The sequence below is a fragment of the Coprococcus sp. OM06-34AC genome, assembly GCF_003462545.1.
Lineage (GTDB): Bacteria > Bacillota > Clostridia > Lachnospirales > Lachnospiraceae > Coprococcus > Coprococcus aceti.
In genome coordinates this window covers 553,553-573,653 of the sequence record NZ_QTZF01000001.1, presented here as the reverse complement: position 1 = coordinate 573,653, position 20,101 = coordinate 553,553, and the positions used below count along the sequence as shown (strand labels likewise).

Annotated in this window: 19 protein-coding genes and 2 pseudogenes; 15 read left to right on the top strand and 6 right to left on the bottom strand. The window is 43.9% G+C overall.

Annotated features, from left to right (window positions below; all coding sequences use genetic code 11):
* Positions 1-7 precede the first annotated feature (7 nt).
* Positions 8-1,048: a DUF6076 domain-containing protein gene (locus DXB91_RS02525; protein ID WP_118016727.1), complete on the bottom strand. Its 1,041-nt coding sequence runs from the start codon at positions 1,046-1,048 to the stop codon at positions 8-10.
* 303 nt (positions 1,049-1,351) lie between these two features.
* On the opposite strand from DXB91_RS02525, the gene DXB91_RS02520 reads away from it, so the two are divergent.
* The 12 genes and pseudogenes from DXB91_RS02520 (at position 1,352) to DXB91_RS02465 (ending at position 10,992) form a co-directional block, all read left to right on the top strand.
* A complete protein-coding gene (locus DXB91_RS02520; protein WP_118016726.1) occupies positions 1,352-1,576 on the top strand; it encodes a helix-turn-helix domain-containing protein in 225 nt (74 codons plus the stop codon).
* Positions 1,577-1,733: 157 nt separating this feature from the next.
* Positions 1,734-1,936 (top strand): annotated as a pseudogene (locus DXB91_RS14600) (hypothetical protein).
* Positions 1,937-2,178: 242 nt separating this feature from the next.
* A pseudogene (locus DXB91_RS02510) lies at positions 2,179-2,808 on the top strand (DUF4368 domain-containing protein); the annotation flags it as partial.
* A 132-nt stretch (positions 2,809-2,940) separates the two neighbouring features.
* The gene (locus tag DXB91_RS02505) at positions 2,941-3,333 is read left to right on the top strand and encodes a hypothetical protein (RefSeq protein ID WP_055272543.1); all 393 of its coding nucleotides are present in this window, start codon (positions 2,941-2,943) and stop codon (positions 3,331-3,333) included.
* Between the two features lie 226 nt (positions 3,334-3,559).
* Complete coding sequence (gene queA / locus DXB91_RS02500; RefSeq protein ID WP_044997699.1) at positions 3,560-4,624, top strand: tRNA preQ1(34) S-adenosylmethionine ribosyltransferase-isomerase QueA; 1,065 nt, start codon at positions 3,560-3,562, stop codon at positions 4,622-4,624.
* Between the two features lie 18 nt (positions 4,625-4,642).
* The gene (locus DXB91_RS02495; protein WP_055279827.1) at positions 4,643-5,188 is read left to right on the top strand and encodes an alpha/beta hydrolase; all 546 of its coding nucleotides are present in this window, start codon (positions 4,643-4,645) and stop codon (positions 5,186-5,188) included.
* Positions 5,128-5,592 (top strand): DUF2752 domain-containing protein, encoded by a 465-nt coding sequence (locus DXB91_RS02490; protein ID WP_022215824.1) that lies wholly within the window; start codon positions 5,128-5,130, stop codon positions 5,590-5,592. The genes DXB91_RS02495 and DXB91_RS02490 overlap by 61 nt, the downstream gene beginning before the upstream one ends.
* Positions 5,593-5,651: 59 nt before the next feature.
* The gene (locus DXB91_RS02485; RefSeq protein ID WP_278315667.1) at positions 5,652-6,143 is read left to right on the top strand and encodes an LURP-one-related/scramblase family protein; all 492 of its coding nucleotides are present in this window, start codon (positions 5,652-5,654) and stop codon (positions 6,141-6,143) included.
* 467 nt (positions 6,144-6,610) lie between these two features.
* Complete coding sequence (locus DXB91_RS02480; RefSeq protein ID WP_117874645.1) at positions 6,611-7,336, top strand: LytR/AlgR family response regulator transcription factor; 726 nt, start codon at positions 6,611-6,613, stop codon at positions 7,334-7,336.
* Positions 7,337-7,761: 425 nt separating this feature from the next.
* Complete coding sequence (locus DXB91_RS02475; RefSeq protein WP_158564575.1) at positions 7,762-8,631, top strand: GHKL domain-containing protein; 870 nt, start codon at positions 7,762-7,764, stop codon at positions 8,629-8,631.
* A 40-nt stretch (positions 8,632-8,671) separates the two neighbouring features.
* Positions 8,672-10,093: a hypothetical protein gene (locus DXB91_RS02470; protein ID WP_117874647.1), complete on the top strand. Its 1,422-nt coding sequence runs from the start codon at positions 8,672-8,674 to the stop codon at positions 10,091-10,093.
* A gap of 2 nt (positions 10,094-10,095) precedes the next feature.
* Complete coding sequence (locus tag DXB91_RS02465) at positions 10,096-10,992, top strand: hypothetical protein (protein ID WP_117874649.1); 897 nt, start codon at positions 10,096-10,098, stop codon at positions 10,990-10,992.
* A 176-nt stretch (positions 10,993-11,168) separates the two neighbouring features.
* Here the strand turns inward: DXB91_RS02465 and aroA are convergent, their stop codons facing one another.
* Complete coding sequence (gene aroA / locus DXB91_RS02460) at positions 11,169-12,446, bottom strand: 3-phosphoshikimate 1-carboxyvinyltransferase (protein ID WP_117874651.1); 1,278 nt, start codon at positions 12,444-12,446, stop codon at positions 11,169-11,171.
* Between the two features lie 64 nt (positions 12,447-12,510).
* A complete protein-coding gene (locus DXB91_RS02455) occupies positions 12,511-13,605 on the bottom strand; it encodes a prephenate dehydrogenase (RefSeq protein WP_243003492.1) in 1,095 nt (364 codons plus the stop codon).
* A gap of 274 nt (positions 13,606-13,879) precedes the next feature.
* On the opposite strand from DXB91_RS02455, the gene DXB91_RS02450 reads away from it, so the two are divergent.
* Positions 13,880-15,151, top strand: coding sequence for a M18 family aminopeptidase (locus tag DXB91_RS02450; protein ID WP_118016724.1), 1,272 nt, complete (start codon positions 13,880-13,882; stop codon positions 15,149-15,151).
* A 106-nt stretch (positions 15,152-15,257) separates the two neighbouring features.
* Entirely contained in the window at positions 15,258-16,370 is a 1,113-nt protein-coding gene (locus DXB91_RS02445) for an N-acetylmuramoyl-L-alanine amidase family protein (protein ID WP_055223783.1), read from the top strand.
* On the opposite strand, the gene DXB91_RS02440 is transcribed toward DXB91_RS02445, so the two are convergent.
* A complete protein-coding gene (locus tag DXB91_RS02440; RefSeq protein WP_118016723.1) occupies positions 16,313-17,107 on the bottom strand; it encodes a pseudouridine synthase in 795 nt (264 codons plus the stop codon). The two genes, DXB91_RS02445 and DXB91_RS02440, sit on opposite strands and share 58 nt — an antisense overlap.
* Positions 17,108-17,387: 280 nt before the next feature.
* On the opposite strand from DXB91_RS02440, the gene DXB91_RS02435 reads away from it, so the two are divergent.
* Complete coding sequence (locus DXB91_RS02435) at positions 17,388-18,002, top strand: SH3 domain-containing protein (RefSeq protein WP_015533206.1); 615 nt, start codon at positions 17,388-17,390, stop codon at positions 18,000-18,002.
* Positions 18,003-18,117: 115 nt separating this feature from the next.
* Here the strand turns inward: DXB91_RS02435 and DXB91_RS02430 are convergent, their stop codons facing one another.
* Both DXB91_RS02430 and DXB91_RS02425 read right to left on the bottom strand, forming a co-directional pair.
* Positions 18,118-18,771 carry a response regulator transcription factor gene (locus tag DXB91_RS02430; RefSeq protein ID WP_118016722.1) on the bottom strand — a complete coding sequence of 218 codons (654 nt, stop codon included), beginning with the start codon at positions 18,769-18,771 and terminating at the stop codon, positions 18,118-18,120.
* Positions 18,772-18,824: 53 nt separating this feature from the next.
* A complete protein-coding gene (locus DXB91_RS02425) occupies positions 18,825-19,982 on the bottom strand; it encodes a sensor histidine kinase (protein ID WP_118016721.1) in 1,158 nt (385 codons plus the stop codon).
* Positions 19,983-20,101: the final 119 nt, after the last annotated feature.

Below are 20,101 nucleotides of genomic sequence, written 5' to 3'. Positions count from 1 at the left end.
AAAAAATTTAGTATTCAGTCAGCTTCACAATTACATTACTCTGCTGATACAGCCAGTCCGTAAATTCTTTCGGGCTGGCTGTTCCTGTTTTTACAGCCTTTTTTCTCTGTAAGGCTTCTTTCTTAAAGTCAGAAAAGGCAGCCTGTATTTTTTCCAGACGGTCAGCCGGAAAGCCTGCGGTATTTTTTACCCGGTTTATTTTGTTGCGCCAGTTCTGGCATTCATTTTTATAAAGCAGGTCATAGGCATTTTCTCTTGCCCTCTCGTCAAATTCCCGCTTGTTTTGAAGCGCCTGTGCTTTTCGGCACTTATCGCTGCACAGCTCATACCGCTGGCTCTTTGCCAGAAAATATTTTCCACAGACCTTGCACCGCCGGAAGCAAAGCCCCCAGTCATTCAGCCTGTTCAGATAATAGGTAATCAACGGGTAGAGGGACGCATAGGCAGACACACATTCTTCTGTGCGCCGGTTGTCCGGGAACCAGAGGTCAAGCCGGGTATCTTCTGACGGTGCGCCTTTGAAATAAAGGCTGCCAGCTTGAAAATGTTTCGGTTTTCCTGTCTCCCTGTCAAAGCTCATGTCTTCGTTATGGAATACCCCGGTCAGGCTGCTCATTTTATCCATGAAGCGGTCACAGGCAGCGTTACGGTCACGGGGTTCTCTGGCAAGCAGATAGCTGTTCCAGATACGGAACGCCACATACATTTCCAGAGGGTCATTGCTAAGATATTTTCCCCAGAGAAATTCGCTTGCCGCCTGCTCCAGCTCCGGCTGTTTCCATCGGTTGGAGTGGAGGGCTTGCCGCAACGGAGAAAGCCCGCATAAGTTCCAGTCTCTGTCCGTGTCACGCTCAAAGTTTATCAAAAAAGTTCCCAGCGGGCGTGTCATATCACAAAGCACCTCTGCGTTTTGGCTCCCGTTCAGCCGGAAGCGGATCTGCTGTTCTTCCCCAATCAAAATCCGTTCTTTCATTTTCTTCCTGTCCAGCGTCAGGACAAACAAAATCCTCTCAAAACATGGCTCATGCCGTATAAACTGATTCTCCATCCCTATCCCCTGCCTTTGTTTATGGTAATTATATAATTTAGTTATATTAATTACACTCATGGTATCGCAGAAGCATTGTTTTGTCAAGAATAGTCCGCTATGATGATTGCAGTTGGTAATTTCGTACCACACAGTACCTTGACAAGTGAATGACCGTCCAAAAGGGATATGACCGGCAGGAGAAGTGACGCATCCAGCGCACTAATGCAGGGAAACACCGCAGGAATGGGGCAGGAAAACGGCTTTGGGGGGAGAACGGCAACAGGAAGCATTTTAACCTATTTGATTTATGGGAGGAACAGAATGAACGATAAAAAGAGATTGAACAGCTACGAGGATTTACCGCTGGTTCTGGATGTGGCGGACATTCAGCGGATTATGGGAATTTCAAGAGCGAGCGCCTATGAGCTGGTACACACACCCAGCTTTCCGGCGTTCCGCAGGGGCAGGCTTATCAAGGTCAGCAAAATTGCTTTCTTTGAATGGATGGCAAAAGGCTCCGAAAACGTACTGAGAAGCGACAAATAAGCGACAAATAAGCGTGAGGTATTATCCCCTGACTGCAATACTGCCGCACTTTCCAAAGGGGCATACAGAGGGAAAAAACCTTAAAAATGATACCGAAACGCTACACCAAAACAGCCTATCTGCGTACATCAGATAGAAACGGAGAAAGGAGCCGGTTATGGCAAGAATGAGCAACAAGCGGCGGTTGGAATGGTCTTTCTTCTTAAATGACCGCAGCCGTATCACTTACAACGAACTGTGCCGGAAATGCCAGCACGAATGTAAACAGAGCTTCCGGGCGGTTGTGGTGACTGCCTGAAGTATCTTTCCAAGCGTTCCAAGAAAAAGGACAAGACTGCCGGAAACGGCAAAATCCCTTAGGAACTAAGGGCGCACTTCTATACATAGTCTAAAGACCATGTATCGTGCGTCCTGCGGAGCTTACCTCTGCCGCTGATAAAATCAGCAGTCCGAGGTCTGCGTTCGCTTCGCTCCGACAAGGTGGCTACACCCCCTTGCGCCGCTAAAGCGGCTATCCCCTGTGTACCCGCCGCAAAGAGAAATCCGCTCTGCGGTTTTCCATTTTCATCGGGTTTTATAGAAGCACTGACACACAGACTGTCTGCGGATGGTCTTTAGCCTATGGGGAAAACAAGCAGAATAAGAACCCATACGGGTACTACCATTGCAGCAAGAACGGACAGGGATTACGCCAGTGTTCCATGCACTATATCCGCTATGATGTACTGTATGCCTATGTGCTTGCAAGACTGCAATACTGGTCTATGCTGGCACAGAAAGACGAGGACAAGCTGCTGAAACGCCTGCTCAATGCCAGCGACAGGGAAAGAAACTCTGCGAAGAAAAAGCAGGCTGCGGAGCTGAAAAAGGCAGAGAAGCGTAAAGCCGAGGTTGACGGGCTGTTTGCTAAAATGTATGAGGACTGGTCTGCCGGACGCATAACCGAGTATAACTTCAATATGCTGTCCGAGAAGTACCAGAACGAGCAAAAGGAGCTTGAAACAAAAATAAGACAGCTTCACGAAACGATGGAAGCCGCCGTACAGACCGCAGCGGATGCTGAAAAGTGGATTGCCCTAATGAAACAGTATGTCAACCCTGTGGAGCTGACCGCAGAACTTCTGAACACTCTAATTGAAAAAATAACCGTCCACGAAGCTGTCAAGGGCGAGGACGGAAGCCGTGAGCAGGAAGTAGAAATCTACTACCGCTTCATCGGCAAAATTGACTGACCTTTCTTTTTTACCCAATAATATCTTTAATTAAGGGAAACGGGAAAGACTATGCCAGATATTGCCAGCGTGATCAAAATGAGTGATCTCTATCATATCAGTCTGGATGAACTGTTGAAAGGAGATCAGGATATGATGAAAAAGATAGAGAAGGACACAAATATCGTAAGGTCCAACAGTAGGCTTATCGCTGTGGGCATAGTGGCTATCATAGTGGCTGTCGTTGTCATATTTGCAAGTATCATGACGGGAAATGCGGTGTTGGATTTTCTTGCGGCGGCGCTTCCGTGGGTATTCATGGGGATTGCCCTTGCGTGTTTTCTTGCAACGAGAAAGCCTGATGAGAACACGCCGAAGCTCAGGGTGGCAGGATTTATACCTATCATGATAGGTGTGATGTTTATGATAGGTGGAATATATCTGATGAACGCATGTATGTGGAGAGGGATTGGAATTGGAGCGTTGGTTGTAGGCATTGTATTGAATGGAGTGGGGCTGGTAATTTTATTTTACAGAAAAAAATAGAGATGGAAAGCGTTGTTTGCTGTCCTTGAAATATTTGTGATAGTAGTATAATATGTAACTGTTTGGCAACGGATATATTGTATCTGATGCCAGACAGTTATTTTTGTGCGGACAAGGTATCAGAGAATATGATCACACAAGAAGCAAAGCGGCTGTATAAATTTGAAAACACGTTTTGTGTTTCTCAGAACATGATAGATTAGAAGATGCGAGGAATTACGATATGATGAAATTAACAGATTTTTACTATGATCTGCCACAGGAGCTTATAGCGCAGGATCCACTTCTTAAGAGAAGTGAGTCCCGTCTCATGGTTCTGGACAGGAAAGACAATACGATAGAGCACAAGCACTTTTATGATGTGATAGACTACCTGAATCCGGGCGACTGTCTGGTCATCAACGATACAAGGGTCCTTCCGGCGAGACTCATGGGCGTCAAGGAGGATACGGGAGCATCAATAGAGGTACTACTGTTAAAGCGCAAGGATGACCGCACCTGGGAGACGCTGGTAAAGCCGGGCAAAAAGTGCAAGGTAGGTGCTCGTATAGTATTTGGCTCGGAGTCAAATGAACCTGACCCTGAGACAGGACTTATAAAGGGCAAACTTGTGGGAGAGGTTGTTGGTATAGTCGAGGAGGGCAACAGACTCATCAGATTTGAGTTCGATGGAATATTCGAGGAGATCCTTGACGAACTGGGACAGATGCCGCTCCCACCATATATCACACATAAGCTTGAGGACAAGAACAGATATCAGACTGTGTACGCAGAGCACGACGGATCAGCAGCAGCGCCGACAGCAGGACTTCACTTTACAACAGAGCTGCTTGATCAGATCAAGGCAAAGGGAATCAAGATAGCGCATGTGACACTCCATGTCGGACTCGGAACCTTCAGACCTGTTAAGGAGGAGAATATTCTGGATCATCACATGCATTCAGAGTTCTGTATCATAGAGCAGGATGCTGCTGATATGATCAACGAGACAAAGGCTGCAGGCGGAAGAGTTGTGTCCGTAGGAACGACAAGTACCAGAACTCTTGAGTCCATGTCGGACGACGATGGAACAGTTCATGCAGGCAGCAAATGGACGGATATTTTCATCTATCCGGGATACAAGTTCAAGGTTATTGACGCGCTCATCACGAATTTCCATCTGCCTGAGTCAACGCTTCTTATGCTTGTTTCTGCGCTCTACGACAGAGAGCATATACTTGAGGCGTACAAGGTGGCGGTTGAGGAGAAGTACAGATTCTTCTCATTTGGCGATGCTATGCTGATAAAGTAGCATAAGAGGAGACTATCAATGGGAAAGAAGATATGCGTGGTATTCCCGGGAATCGGATATCACACTGATAAACCGTTACTTTACTACAGTAAAAAATATATGATAGCACATGGATATGATATTGTTGATGTGACATACGGCAAGCTTTCGGGACATCTCCCGGAGGAGATACAGAAGGTATTTGATGATGGCTGGAATAAAGCGGTAGATTGTCTGAAGAATGTGGATTTCTCGGATGCTGAGGATATAGTATTTCTATCAAAGAGTATAGGTACGGCTATATCTGCAAGATATGTGGCGGAGAAAGGACTTAAAGTAAGAAATATATATTTCACACCACTTGAGATTACCATGCAATATGCCAATTCAAATGGCATAGCTTTTCACGGAACGGCGGATCCACTAGTGAATACGGGTGAGCTGACAAGACTTTGTGAGGCTAAGAACATCCCTCTGTATAAATACGAGGGCGGAAATCATTCAATAGAGACAAAGGATATTCTATGGAACATAAGAACGCAGGAAGACATAGCGGAAAAATATATAGATTATTTGAACTTCTAGGACATACAGAGGGGCAGTTATATATTGCGGAGATAGCAGTGCTCATAACACTGCTTATTGGCACGGCGGTATATATACTGCTCCTTCGTGTCCTGCCGGATACCTCATGGCTTGAGGGGTGCCAGATACGCCGGTTTACAGGAGTGATATGTCCTGCATGCGGTACGACAAGGGCTGTACTCGCCATGCTCCACGGACATCTGCTGACGGCTTTGTATTACCATGTGGCGACTGTGTATCTGGCGTGCATCTGTATCATTTATCTGGTAGGCAATACGATCAGGCTTGCCACGAATGGCAGGGCACCGCTTGTGAGATTCCGGCTGTGGTATGTGTATGTGTGGCTTGGGATATTTGTGGTGTCTTACGTGGTGAAGCTGGTGGTGCCGGGGTATGTCATATAATGAGCGCAAGTTGAGTAGGCGTGCGCATGTCATAGCGCTTATGCACGTCGACATATGATATAAGGAGTGGTTTCATGAGACTTATGATAAAACAACGGGTATTTGCCTGGACAGATACCTACGATATATATGATGAATGGGGAAACAAAAAATATTTTGTGAAGTCGGAGGCGTTCCGGCTGACGCATCAGGTTCACGTATATGACATTGCGGGAAATGAGATAGGTCTTATCAGTCAGAGATTATTCACATTCCTGCCTACATTTGACATCAGTGTGGGTGGCAGACCGTGTGGAAGTATCAGGAAGGAATTTACATTCTTCAAGCCATCGTACAGTATTGAGTATGGTGGATGGCAGTGTGATGGAGATTTCCTTTCGTGGAATTATAGTGTCACAGCTGGAAGCAGGCTGGTGGCAAATATAGCAAAGCAGCTTCTCAGCTGGGGAGATACATACACACTTGATATCTCAGATCCGGGTGATGAGATCATGGCACTTATGCTTGTGATTGCCATTGATGCGGCCAATTGTTCGCAGAATAATAATTAATTTTTAAACAGGTATTAAGAACTCCTTCATCAGAATCCATTGATAAGAAGAAAAAGATGCTTGAGGCAAGAAAGCGGATTGAAAATAAATGAGTTATTTGACAACAGAAGAATTTGAAAGTACATTGGATAATGTGACGATATTTCCAGTTACCTCAGTAGAATTAGGAGATATTTCACAGTATTCTTTTGATTGTGGAGATGCAGAAGAGTATGTCACATTTTGATTAATAAGATTGTTTAGAAAGCGTTTAGAAAGTATCCTCTTGATGTTTAGTCGGATGTATGATAGCAGTGCTCTGGATCATCCTTGGAATCTGTAATTGAATATGTTTGCAAAAAGGCTTTTCGGTTTATTCGTAACCGGAAAGCCTTTTTTTGTCCAAAATCGGCACTATAATGTCGTTTCGTGCATTCAGCATTGAAGAGGTAATATAACAAAGTGTATAATAATAATGGGGTGAGCATATGGACCAAAGAAGTAAGCTTAATATAGCGGTATGCGATGATGATATATTTGTAACTGAACAGCTGAGTGAATGGATAAAGGAATATTTTGTTTCCAATCATTTGGAAGAACCTAATATATATGAGTTTGACAATGGCGAGAATCTGATAAAAAGCGAAGTGAAATATGATTTTGTATTCTTGGATATAGTAATTCCGGGAATGAATGGGATAAATATAGGCAGACGGCTATTGGCGCAGAATGAGGAGTGTCTGATATATATAATAACGGCATACGACAGCTATCTTGATGCTGCTATGAGCTTGAGGGTGTTCAGGTATATTTCAAAGCCGCTTGACAAATCTCGTATATACCGAAATATACAGGATGGACTTAAGATATACACAACATCAAATACTAAGATATTGATTGAGACAAAGAATGAAAATATAATCCTCAGAGCTCCGGAGATTATTTACCTGGAGGCACAGGGACATACGCTATTTGTGAACACCAGTGAGGGAAAATACATCTCTGTGAGAAAGATGGATTACTGGGAGAAGACATTGAATACAAGGGGGTTTTTTAGAACACACAGAAGTTTTATTGTGAATATGGAACATGTAGTAAGGTTTGATCATTCATTGGTGTATCTGGATACTGGGGTAACAGCCTATCTAACGAAACGCAATTATCAAAATTTTAAGCATGCATTTATGATGTATTTGGAGGGGGCAAGGACATGACAATGGCTATGATTTATGGAATCGTTTTTCTGATAGAAGCGTTGATAGCATTTCAATACTTCGAGTGGATGTTTGTAAAACCAAGATATACGGTGATAAAGAGATTTGTTTTGGTGTTGGCGTGTTATGTTGTTTTATTTGGTTTGTTTGAACTAAATATATTGATATTTAATTTTATTTCATTTCCAGTATTCAACTGGATAATAATAAAATTCGTATATGGACAAAAAACTTTAAGCTCAGTTTTTCACAGTGTGGCAATGTCAGTAATTATGACATTGTCAGAGATGGTGGTTGTGGCGGTATTTTCTGGAATTAGTCAAAAATCCTGGGATCCATCTGGTGGTGTTTTGACTGTATTATTTCTAGCAATATTAAGCAAGTTTGTGTATTTCCTTGTGATGTTTGCAATCAGCCGATACGGGATGAGACACAGGGTTGATGTACATATGGGAGCACAGGGCTGGGTAATTCTTGTCATACCAGTGTGTGTGATAGTTGTTGTGTGTCTGCTCAATTACATGTGTTACTTTTCTGACATCAGCAAAATGCAGGAATCCATAATGTTGTATTGTTCAATAATCTGTCTGGTGATAATTATTATTTCATTTGTGATCTACGGATATTTGCAGAGAGTCTACAAGGAGAATCTGGATAAAACATTGCAGATCCAGAGAGAAAAATATGACATTGAGTATTATAAAAAAATTATCAGTCAGGACGAAGAGCAGAAAATAATGATACATGACATAAAAAAGCATATCAGCGGGATACATGATCTGCTCGAACATCATGATTACGATAAGGCAGTCGAATATATTGAAAGGATATATGAATCCAACGAGTTGAAAGAGACTATAAGGTTTTCGGATGATCATATGGTAAATGTTATTCTTAATAGATATGCCAGCAGGTTCATTGATGCGGGGATTCATTATGATTTTGATGTGAGAAGGGCACGTATGGATTACATGCAGGTAGATGACTTAACTGTCCTTCTGTGTAATATGCTGGACAATGCCAGTGAGGCAATGAGTGAAATAGGCAGTGCCAGTGTGGAACTTAGAATGAATTCACAGGGGAACGATGGTGGAACGATCATAGCAATGACAAATGATTGTACGCACAGATATGATTCACGAAAGTCCGGTAAGCCGGATCAAAAATTCCATGGATTTGGAATAAAGAGTATGAAAAGGGTAGCGGAAAAGTATGGTGGAAGTGTTGATACATATTATTCAGAGGATGATCAAAGATTCCATACGGTCATATATCTGTCAAATGTTACCCGGTAAAGATGTTAGGTATTTCTGTAAAATAAAACGGAGGTGTACGATGGACAAGAAAAAAATAATATGTGCAGCACTTATTTCTGTTATGGCATTAAGTCTTGCTGCGTGTGGAAATAAAAAAGTTGATTATGGAATGAATGGGGGAAGTGATGATACAGGTAATGCAGGAGGTCTTGAGGGACAGCTGGATATACCCGATAACTGCGATGTTACTTTTGACATAGGAGAATCAAAACTCTCATCGATAACATTGAAGGATGATGATATAGAGGTTCCAGATGCTGATAGAGTATATAAAGTCGGGTTTGACATGGTAAATGCACCATGTTCAGATGATGAACTTAAAACTATAATATCCAGACTTTTTGACGAGACATCAGAAATAAGGTGGCAGGATGGCGATGCTGCTGAGTCAAAGGAAATCCTGGATAACACGATAGCTTCATATAAGGCGGACATAGAAAAGGCTTTGGCGAGTGATGATCCTGGTTATGCAGAGCTTTTAGAGGAAGGTATGAAAAGATGGGTAGACGAGAGAAATAGCATTGATGATGAGTTACCAATAGCTACAGAATATAAGATTAATGAGCATTATGTTGCGGAATCCGGTGGGGTACAGAGAATATTTATGGCGGCATCGGATAATGAAGATGGAGGTGGATATAACAATTACTATTTTACATATGGTATGACACCTGAGGGTGAGGATAAGGCTCTTGTATCAGAGGTTCCAGGAACTGAAAGTACGTATGAGATCAATGTTGTCGGTGAAGACATATATGATGGGGATGAGAAGAACCCAATCACAGAAGATGAAGGACTCAGTTCTGCAATGAAGTTACTAGACAATCTGGGGATAAGCGGATTTGCCTGCACAGGGACAGAAGAGGCGGTGAGAGCCTGGACAGGCGGTACTTATGGTGAAGATGTCATAAAAAAGCCTGATGGATACAGATTCCAGTTCGGACGGAAGATAGATGGGATAGATGTGGTATACTCAACAGATATCGACACCGTGGATAGTATTGATACCGATAACCTTACCTATAAAGGTGGAGTTGACAAGGCGGTAATAAGTGTTGATAAGTTTGGGGTTGTCTCATCTACAGTGTATGTATATGCCGACGAGGATACGTTTGATAAAGAGGAGGTCAAGCTTTTAAGCTGGGATGAGATGATTAAAGCTGCGGGCGAGAGTATAGCCAAATATTATAAGGATCACCCGACAAATTATGGAACGGTGGAATTTAATGATGTGGAACTTGCCTATGTACCATGTGCTGATGAGTCGGGAAATAAGTATTTTGTTCCGACATGGATATTTTCTCAGAATGAATATAATGAGGATTACCGATGTGACATGCCGATACAGAGGGTATATATAAATGCGATAGATGGAAACTACATAGATATAGTGGATAACATGAAGAAGATAGGAATGTATGAGGAGACAGGCAGGAAATAGTCATGAATAAGATACCAAAGTATGTTGTTATCATAGCCTGCATATTGGTAATGGTGGTGTTGCTACCATTAGGTTATGTTAGATATAAGACGCGTTACGAAGCTGAGCAGATAAGTGTGTCAACGTCTCCAGATGGTGATTATAAGCTTGTGATCTATTCTGTTGGTGACCCGGATTTTCCATTTGGAGCTGCCCATGGAAGACTGGTGCTGAATGGCAAGGAGAAGACGGTTGCATATAGGTCATTTGAAGTGGCAAATGATGGTGCAAGATTTGATGAAAGCGATCTAAAGACGACATGGTATATTGATCGTGTGGAGGTGGTAGTGTCTGGCTCTGAACAGCGTGACGAGCTTGTGACCATGCGTTTTAATGGGCAGACCAGCAGTAGACGTCTCACGACCAGATATAGAAGAGAAGATACGGATATAGAAAAAGACAGCGAACAAGACTCTGCGATAACGGAAAAAGCTTCGGGTGACAGCAGGGAGAATGCAGAGAGCTCCACTGATTCCTCTGTTGATCCTGATGTAAATGATCAGCCAGAAAATAAGGAAATTACAGTCGGGTATCAGGCGATCTTTGAGAAATATTCAGATGCCACAGCTGGAAAATTCGAAGTATATTACGGCGCCTCGGAGTCATCATCAAGATGTATATTGTCGGAAAGTGATAATTCCGTGGAATACATTGTATATGATGGCAAGTCAGAGAATGGGAAGTGTGGATTGTATGTAAGGTATCGTACTGAAAAAGGCGGTGGTGGAACATATGATTATGGTAGCGCCGAAATAAAAGATATCTATGCATATGTATTTTCCAGTGGAGAAGTGATAAGCAGTGGAAAGACAAACTGGGAAGATACTGGAACGGATGAGTTTAAGAGGGCAACGGAGTAAGCTGTTGTGAATAGTCCATGAACTGTGGTAAAATGAATATTGGACAGAGCAGGATATCATTAAATTATTAGGATAAAAAGTAACACAAATAAAGGCGACACAGCTGTCTGGTAGGATGCAAAGCATCACAGACTGTAGTGTCGCCTTTATTTGTGCTAAAAATAATCTATATATCTTTAACGTTCCAGCCCACCCAGATCATCATAGAATCCCGGATATGAGATGTTCACGCACTCGGCTCCGGTGATCTCTGTATCGCCATCAGCGTTAAGTCCTGCGATGGCAAAGCTCATGGCGATTCTGTGGTCCAAGTGACTGTCAATCACTGCACCGTGAAGAGGCTTTCCGCCGCGTATGATCATTCCGTCATCGGTTGCAGTTATGTCTGCGCCCATGGATGAGAGAGCGTTTACCATGACATCTATTCTGTTTGATTCCTTGACCTTGAGCTCCTGGGCATCCCTGATGATGGTCTCACCGTCTGCAAAGCATGCGAGAACTGCTATGGCAGGGATCTCATCTATGAGCTTTGGTATGATGGAACCCTCAATGACACAGCCCTTGAGACTTGATGTCCTGACTGTTATGTCAGCGGTTGGCTCACCGCATCCGCTCACTACATTGGAGTATTCCATATCGCCGCCCATTGCTTTGATGACTTCCAGTATTCCATCTCTGGTCGGGTTGATGCCAACATTTTTGATGGTGATGCATGAGTTCGGAGTGATAAGTCCTGCAACAAGGAAGTAAGCAGCTGATGATATATCTCCAGGTACAAGTATCTTCTGTCCAACAAGATTATCCACAGGCTTTACGGTAGCCGTAGTTCCCTCTGCTTTTATATTGCCGCCAAATGACTCAAGCATGAGTTCAGTGTGGTTTCTTGACACATATGGCTCGGTGACACTTGTCTCGCCGTCTGCATAGAGTCCGGCAAGGAGTACACATGACTTTACCTGTGCTGACGCGACAGGTGAGTTGTAGTGTATTCCATGGAGTTCCTTTCCGTTTATAAGGAGCGGTGCACAGTCATTTCCGAGTTCGGATGTGATGTCGGCACCCATTATGGAGAGAGGCGTCATGATTCTCTTCATAGGGCGCTTACATATAGAAGCATCACCTATAAGCCTGCTTGCAAATGGCTGAGCGGCAAGTATACCTGATATAAGTCTGGTGGTTGTTCCGCTGTTGCCGACATCAAGTGTGCCTTCAGGCTTTGACAGTCCATGCAGTCCTTTGCCGTGTACAGTAACGACACTGCCGTCGTAATCAATATCTATACCCATCTGCCTGAAACAGTTCATGGATGATATACAGTCTGCTCCATTTAAAAATCCGTGTACCTCGGTTATTCCATCTGCGATTGAGCCGAACATGATGGAACGGTGGGAGATGGATTTGTCCCCCGGTATTGTTATCTCTCCGTTAAGTGATTTTACTCTGTTGATCTTCATAAATTCTCAGTATTCCTTTAATCTAGTGTAATATGTCTGGTTAAAATATTTTATTCTCCGGCTCTTAACGGTTATAAATTCTATAGCCTGCGGCCTTCAGCACATCCTGTGCATTCCGTCTTGCATCAGCATCGTAGAATGAGAGTCTGAGAACCCCTTCCTCATCCTCCCGGTTGTGGGAGACTCCGATGTTCTTGAGGCTTATCTTTGCCTCTGCGATAAAAGCTGTCACCTTTGCCAGCGCACCAGCCTCATCAGGTATATCTACGAACAGTTCATGATGCATTCTTATGACACCGCTGCTGTTGTTAGGAATGGAATCCCTGTAATCTCTGGCGGATGCAAAAAAAGCATTTATCCCAGCCGCATCGCGCTGCTTAATATGATAAATCATTTTGTCTATAAGCTCAACATATTCCTGAAGACCGTTCACGATATTGTCAGGATTTGCCAGAAGAATGTGCTCCCATACCACCGGATTGGAGGATGCGATCCTGGTTATATCTTTGAAACCACCGGCTGCCAGTGATTTAAATATATTGTCTGGGCTGTCTGCCGCTGCGACAAGGTTGACCAGTGAGGCGGCTATGACGTGGGGCACATGACTTATGTAAGAGGTTATACGGTCGTGCTCAACAGGTGAGTATGTGATCGGTATTGCGCCCAGATCTCCGATAAATGTGGAGAACTCCTCAGTCTTGCCCGGCAGAACTCCGTCTGCAGGTGTGATGAAGTAATAGGCATTCTCTATGAGCCTGTCGGTGGCCGCCCCATAGCCAGATCTCTCAGAGCCGACCATAGGGTGTCCGCCGACAAAATACCTGGCAAGCCCAAGCTCCTGGACTGCTTCGTATATGTCGAGCTTTACGCTTCCGACATCAGTCAGTATGGTGCTGTCTGTAAGAAATGGCCCTAGCTGGCGCAGGTATTCTATATTATAGTGGACCGGTGCGCACAGAAAGATATAGTTACATTCTGCTATGGTATGGATATCATCTGTATATTCAGTCAGTGTCCCATCGGAGACAGCTTCCTTGAGTGTAGATAGATTATTGTCAAAGCCGACTATTCTGTAATCAGGGAAAATGCGGTGGATGGATTTGGCAATAGATCCTCCGATAAGTCCCAGACCGATAAATCCTATTGAAAAATCATTCATTTTACGTTCTCCTTTAACAGTTTGACGCATAAAAGCGTTAAAGTATCTATTGGCGATTATACAGCCTTTTGAATGACAGGGCAAGAGAAGATTCACATTGCGATAAAAAAACTTGAATATCAGATGTGGATATTAAGCTAAAATAAGAAGTAAGGGAATTGTATAAGCTGAGGATTTGTACTAAAATCTTTGTGAAGAACGCAGACGAAGCACATAAGAAAGGATACTGATGTGTGCGTTTGTCGACCGACCATTATAAGGAGGATAATTTATTATGATAGATACATTATGCAGACTGCTGGACGCGGGCGTTACGCAGTTTCATGTTGTGAGGGAATGTGAAGCTGTGCTGCAGGATCATGGTTACAGAGAACTTGATATTGGGGAGTGCTGGGAGCTCACGGCCGGAGGAAGATATTATGTGAAGCCATACTCATCTATGATGGTGGCGTTTGCCGCAGGGGAGATGCCTGAGTACGGCAGGCTGAATATCGGCCTTGCACATACAGATTTTCCTATGCTCAAGATCAAGACTCAGCCGGATATGAACAGAAGCGGCTACCAGACACTGAATGTAGAGCCGTACGGCGGACTTATCAAGGAGACATGGTTTGACAGACCGCTTGGAATCGCGGGCAAGGTCATGGCGCAGACCACGGATCCGTTCAGGCCGAAGACGTATCTGTATGATTCAGAGCGTGCCATGTGCATAGTGCCAAGCCTTGCACCGCATCTGAGAAAGGATGCACCCGGGGAGAAAATGAATGTGCAGAAGGAGCTCATACCTGTATATGGTCTGGATGGTCAGAAGGTGAAAGACAAAGATATATTACAGTATGTGGCAGATGACCTTGGGCTTTTGAAGGACGATATTCTTGATTATGATCTATATCTGTATAACATGGATGGAATGGAGATAGTTGGGGCAGATAAGGATATGATAGCTTCTCCGAGACTTGACAATGTAACTTCCGTGTCAGCGCTTGTTGACACCATGTGCAGAGAGACAAATGGCAATAATACAAATGTTATAGCATTGTTTGACAATGAGGAGATAGGAAGCAGATCGAAGCAGGGAGCAGATTCAGTGCTTCTGTCAGAGATAATAAAGCGAATCATGGAAGGATTGGACATTGAGGATGGAGCAGGAAGACGCCTTATGAGAGATGCATTTATGCTGTCACTTGATGTGGCGCACGCAACCCATCCCAATTATTCAGAGAAAAGTGATCCGACAAATCAGATTGTAATGGGGCGCGGAGTGGCACTCAAATCAAGTGCGAGCCAGAGATATGTGTCTGACAGTGAGGCATCTGCGGTTATCATGGCTCTGTCGAGAAAACATGATATAAAGATACAGCGACAGGTGAACAGATCGGGGATGGCAGGAGGACAGACTCTTGGTCCTATAGCTTCATCTTATCTGCCGGTCAGGGCTGTGGACATGGGAATACCTATACTGGCTATGCATTCAGCGGTGGAGCTGGGAAGTGCGGAGGATTATGCCCAGCTTGAGAAGCTGTGCGGGGCCGTATTTGGAATGTAGTATGTTGAAATCAGGTATTTGAGCAATTTACTTGTGCAGTTATTACGATTGTGTTACAATAAGATGATGTATTTTTAACTTCAATAATCACTTACGGAGGATACTCATGAAGAAGAAACATTTAAAATATGCAGTGCTCTGCTTTGGACTTGCCTCTATGCTGGCATTTGCCGGATGCGGAAGCAAAGGTGACGATGCTACCACAGCCAATCCGACGGAGACAGAGGCGACCACAGAGGCAGTGACGGTGGCGACTACGGAAGCAACCACTGAGGCACAGCCGGAGAAGGACAAGGATGGCTTTACAATATGTAATGACAAAGTAAAGACTCTTGACTATGTGAATGTCAGAACGAGCCCATCAACTGATGGAGAGATATATCAGGAAGTTGCAAATGATGTTGAGCTGGACAGAATCGGTTATAACGATGAGTGGAGCAAGGTATCTATAGATGGTGGGGAATACTATATATTCTCAGAGCTCCTTGAGGTCGTAGGCGGAGGAGATAAGTCTGATGCATCGACTGAGGCGACAACAGAGAATTCATCGGCTGCATCCACAGAACAGGGAACTACATCCAATGTTGGTGAGGGCAAGATGATAGTTATAGATGCCGGACATCAGCAGAATGCAAATGAAGAGACCGAGCCGATAGGCCCTGCTGCTACAGAGACAAAAGTAAAGGCAACCGTTGGCAACACAGGTGTATCAACAGGAATAAAGGAATATGAGCTGAATCTTCAGATCGCACAGAAGCTTGAGGCAGAGCTCACATCCAGAGGCTATACAGTTAAGATGATCAGAACATCGAATGATGTTGATATAAGTAATGCGACGAGAGCAGAATATGCGAACAACCTTAAGGCAGATGCAGTTATAAAGATCCATACAAATGGATCGACAGACGGTAATGCGACAGGTGTGATGACAGTATGTCAGACATCATCTAATCCATATAATTCAGCTATCTATGATCAGTGCAAGAGTCTTGCCACGGATGTTTTATCAGGACTTCTGGCTTCCACAGGAGCTAAGAGCGATGGAATATGGGAGACGGATACCATGAGCGGAATAAACTGGAGTACAGTTCCGGTAACCATAGTGGAAGTTGGCTATATGACTACAGCATCTGAGGAGGCACTTCTTGTAACAGACGATTATCAGAACAAGATCGCCAAGGGAATAGCAGATGGCCTTGATAAATATATTACAGAATAGAAGTCAGTAACATAAATAAAAATAGAGAACAGGAGAAGACTGACCTCTTCTTCCGAGAGACTTCTGTAGGCACCTGTTGGAAGCGATTCGTCTATCTTCAGCTCACCCATTGCAATTCTTCGCAGAAAAGTAACTTTCATGCCAACGGCCTCAAACATTCGCTTGACCTGGTGAAAACGTCCCTCTGTTATTATGAGTTCGATCTCCGATCTGGCAGCGGTGCTGTCGGAAGATAATATGCGCAGATCTGCGGGCAGTGTAGGTTTTTCATCTCCGATATCCACACCTGTGGCGAAAAGGTTTATGGTATCATCTGTTACATATCCGTCAATCTCTGCGTAATATGTCTTGGGAATGTGGTGTGCAGGAGACAGAAGATGGTGGGTCAGTGCTCCGTCATTTGTCAGAAGTAGAAGTCCTTCTGTGTCTATATCCAGCCGTCCCACGGGTGACAGGTCTTTTGTATTTTCTCCTTTTAGCAGATCGATAACGGTCTGATGCACGTTATCTTTGGTGGCGCTTACACACCCCGCAGGTTTGTTCAGGAGGAAATATCTGTATCTGGAATAATTCAGAATCCTGCCATTATATTTTATAGTATCGTTGTTCTCATCTATCTTTACATCTGAGGATTTAACTGGGGCACCATTGACTGTGACAGTGCCTTTTTTCACATACTGCTTTACCTGACTGCGGCTGCCGATCCCCATTTCAACTAGAAATTTATCAAGTCTCATAATGTACTCCTTTTGTTGACTGTATGATGTCATATGATACCACGAAAATGCGCTTTTTTCAGCAGAAAAGTTAAATGTTACAAAACACAACATGTCGTTACAAACAGTTGTGTAAAACCACTAGAAATTGGTATTTTTTTGTCAGAATCAGTTGACACATGCACATGTGTAGTGTATTATATTTAACAGAAATGTAACAAATGCGGTAACTTTGTAAAATTTAGATTACGAAATACTACATAGAAAATAGCTTGGATTAAGGGTAAAAGAGGAAAAATTAATGACTAGATCACGCAGTAAGTTTGGAAGATTTGTAGATCACATGAGAAGGAATGTTCTCAGTTATAAATATTTAAGACATAACATTTTGATGACAGCACTTGTGGTTGTAATGGCTCTTTGTGTATTTGCTGTCATAAGTTTTGGAGAGAAGGCTGACCCGCTTGCGGATGAATTATATGCGAATGATAGTGTGACTATCAACAAGAGTCAGGCAGTGATGATGGCAGACAGCAGTGTGCAGCTTGCCATCGACGCAGTGGTGCCTGCAGGAAGTTCAGTATCGGCCAACGATACGGCCAGAGTTGCCAGCAATGCATCAGGTAGTATACAGTCTGTGACTTCAGCGTCTACCGAGGCAGTGACAACAGAGGAAGCAACAACAGAAGAGACCCCTTCAGAGGTGCTTCCGGGCGTAACAGCATCAGTGATATATGATGGTGTGTATGTCCATACAGAGCAGTCATCAGAATCAGATATCATAGCTACAGTGAACAGTGGAGAGATGTTCGACGTTGTATCACAGGATGAGAGCTGGATAGGAGTTCAGTTATACGATGGCTCGATCGGATATATTTCAACAGAATATGTAAGTGTGGATGCCTCACTTCAGTAGTAGTGTATATGAGTACCCCTCACCCAGGTACAACACAGTAAGACAGAAAAAGCAAGCCGCATGTCATTCAAGGATGGCGTGCGGCTTGCTTTTTTAGTGTTGTATTGACTGCTGCTCAATTGGTTAGCTTTTTGTAGTAGAAGCACGCCAGCTGTGTGCGGTCTCTCAGCTGCAGCTTGTCAAGGATGGAACTGATATAGTTTCTCACTGTACCCTCGCTCAGATACAGGCTTGATGCGATTTCTTTGTTATTCAGACCATCTGCAACAAGTCTGATAATATTCATTTCCTTGGAACTGAGTTCGTATTCCATTCCGGCAAATGGCGATGGCTGGACATCTGATGAGGTAGTGTCCATATGTCCAATAAGATCAGGGAGCTTTCCAACTATCTCATCCCCGAATACAGTCTGTCCATTGTATACTGCTTTTACTGCCGGTGCGATGCTCTCAAAATTCTGCTTCAGTATATATCCCTTTGCCCCGATACTCAGTGCTTTGATTATATATTCGTCATCTGAAAATGTTGTCAGGAGAAGAATGCGGGCATCCGGGTGAGAGACCATGATATTCTCAGAAGCCTCAAGGCCATTTATGTTCTCCATGCGGATGTCCATGAGTAGAACATCCGGTTGATATTCTTCGTACAGTCTGATCGCATCAGCTCCACTGCCTCCTGTGGCGGATACCTGTATGTCGTCGCAGGCTTCGAGTATGGTCTGAAGTGACAGTGCCACCAGTTGGTCGTCATCTATTATAACTACATTCATTTGTCGGTTCCCTCCTATTTATAATCAGGATATTTTGCATATCTGTTTGGAATTCAGTCTGTAAAATCTCTTTTCATGATATTGATCAATATGGAAAATCCGTCGTCGGTTGATATCTTCATTGTGCCTCCAAGTTTGTTTACTCTTTCCAGGATACCATTTAAGCCCATCCCGCCAGAAGCGCTTCCTTGTGCCGGGGATAGACCGGAGCGGATGTTCTGTCCATTGTCTGTTATATACAGTTGATAAAATGCCGGGTGTTCCCGCACGCGGATATCCATATGGTCGCCGTTGCTGTGCTTCAGCGTATTGTTAATGGCTTCCTTTACTATGTTGATGAATGAGTATTTGATCTCTCTTGGAAGCTTATCTGACATGTCGTAATCCATGTAGATGTCCATGTCGCTGACGTTGTTGATCACATCATCTAGAGCGGTGCGCAGGTCTATGGATTCATCGTGTAGATCGTGGACACTTTTTCTCATGCTGTCCATGGCGGTATCCAGCGTAGATTGCAGCTGTGCCAGGGGCTTCTCAAGACGCTCGTCTTTGTTGATAACTTTGATGGCACCGGTCTGAAGTATGGATCTGGTGAGCATATGACCGACATTGTCATGAATCTCCCGGGCAATCCTGTTTCGCTCTGACAGGGTGGCGGTGAGCACCATGTTGTCCTGATTTTCCAGCAACTGGCGTGTATTCTGTGCAACCAGCATGTCGTGTTCTGCAGTATTGTCCCTCATGGCATGAAGCTCCGCCCTCAGCAGATTTATCCGGCAGCAGTACACGCTCATAGCAAATGAGAATGCGATGAGGCATATCTGCGGGAGAACTGACATCAGAGGATAGTTGACGCACATGTATATGGATAACAGGACAAGTATGACTGGTGACAGCCGTTGTCTGTATCTGTACATGTCGTAGCTGACTATGGACACGAACATATAGACTGGGTGCAGCCAGAATGCGGATACAAGATACGCGCATACCAGTGCCTCGCATATGTATGGATATATTCTGCTGTGGTTCTCGGCGCCCTTCGTGGTGGCTCTGTCCACTGCGGAGATCCCGGCAAGTGCTGGATAGACCGCACCGGCAATGAGCGACAGGAGAAGTGCGATGATGAGCCGGGTGTCCGTGGCAGTATTATGCGCATATATCATGACAAATGCTGAGACCAGCAGGAGTCCTTTGTTGATGAGGTGTTTCATAATTATTCTCCATAATGTAGAAAATGCTGTAGTATATATCGTGCTGTCTGAATAGCCGTGCCAGACAGTGTGTGCAGCCTAGTGTAATAATTATTATAAATAAATATGAGGGAAAAAGA